The following is a 1403-nucleotide window of genomic DNA, read 5'->3' as shown; positions in this document are numbered from 1 at the left end:
TAGTACTGCAACGGTGTTTGCCGTGACGGTTGGGCAGTTCAGTCGTTGGTGTGGTTATGGGTGGGGACCTTGCTGATGTCAGGTTGTGGGCCGGGGAACTGAGCGCGGTGCACGAGCGGTTCGTGCACCGGTTCAACCGGGAGGAGCCGCGTCAGTCGGCGCTCGCCTATATGCGGGGACTGATCGCTTCGCTGGAGCGGAAGAACGGCTGGACGCTCGCAGAGGAAGCCGGACACTCGGGTCCCGATCGCATCCACCGGTTACTGAACCGGATCGAGTGGGATGCCGACGAGGTCCTGGACGACGTACGCGATTACGTCGTCGAACACCTCGGAGACCGGGATGCCGTACTGATCGTCGATGACACCGGCTTCCTCAAGAAGGGCACCCGCTCGGCCGGCGTGCAAAGGCAGTACTCCGGTACCGCCGGCCGCACCGAGAACTGCCAGATCGGTGTGTTCCTCGCCTACGCCACCGACCGCGGACGCACGCTGATCGACCGCCGCCTGTATCTGCCCACGTCATGGACGGACGACCGCGAACGGTGCCGACGAGCCGGCATCGACGACAGCATCGCCTTCGAGACGAAAGTGGCCACGGCCAAGGCGATGGTCCGACGGGCAATCGCCGACAAGATCCCGTTCGGATGGGTGACGGCCGATGCCGCCTACGGCTTCAGCAAAGGCTGGCGCCACGAGCTGGAGCAGGCCGACATCTTCCACGTCATGGCCACCACCCGGCACGACACCGTCGTCACCCGATGGGCCATCGACCACCCCGTCCACGACCTCTTCCCCGGCCTCCCGCGGCAGAAATGGAAGCGCCGCTCGTGCGGCGACGGAGCCCACGGGCGGCGGATCTATGACTGGGCCCGCGTCGAGGTCAGACCCTGGCACCGCGAGGACCGCCGACACTGGGTCATCGCCCGCCGCAGCGTCAGCCGGCCCGAAGAGATCTCCTACTACATCGCCTACTGCCCCGCCGACACCACACTGGACGAGCTCATCCGCATCGCGGGCAGCCGGTGGGCTGTCGAGGAATGCTTCCAGACCGCGAAGCAGGAGTGCGGCCTGGACGACTACCAAGTCCGCCGCTATCCCGGCTGGCACCGCCACATCACCCTGGCCATGGCCGCCCATGCCTGCCTGACCATCCTGCGCGCCCGTGAACTCGATGCCGGGAAAGCAGAAACGGATCCTCCCAGCTCATCCACCTCAGCCTCGCCGAAATCAGACGCCTGATCACCCGACTCACCCACCGTCGACCCCCACCCACCGACCACATCCTGCACTGGTCAACATGGCGCCGCAGACGACAACACCAAGCCCGCCTCAGTCACTACAAACGACGCGGACACAGCCCATAAAAACTGCCCAACCGTCACGGCAAACACCGTTGCAGTA

The 1403-nt window shown here is 65.5% G+C and carries 1 protein-coding gene; it reads left to right on the top strand.

The window, feature by feature from the left end:
- The first annotated feature begins 56 nt into the window (after positions 1-56).
- Complete coding sequence (locus tag ACH4YL_RS40770; protein WP_398512594.1) at positions 57-1241, top strand: IS701 family transposase; 1185 nt, start codon at positions 57-59, stop codon at positions 1239-1241.
- Positions 1242-1403 lie beyond the last annotated feature (162 nt).

The organism is Streptomyces sp. NPDC020681 (genome assembly GCF_044334895.1).
Taxonomy (GTDB): Bacteria; Actinomycetota; Actinomycetes; order Streptomycetales; family Streptomycetaceae; genus Streptomyces.
The sequence above is the reverse complement of the archived record's forward strand: the minus strand, read 5'-3'. Positions and strand labels throughout refer to the sequence as shown.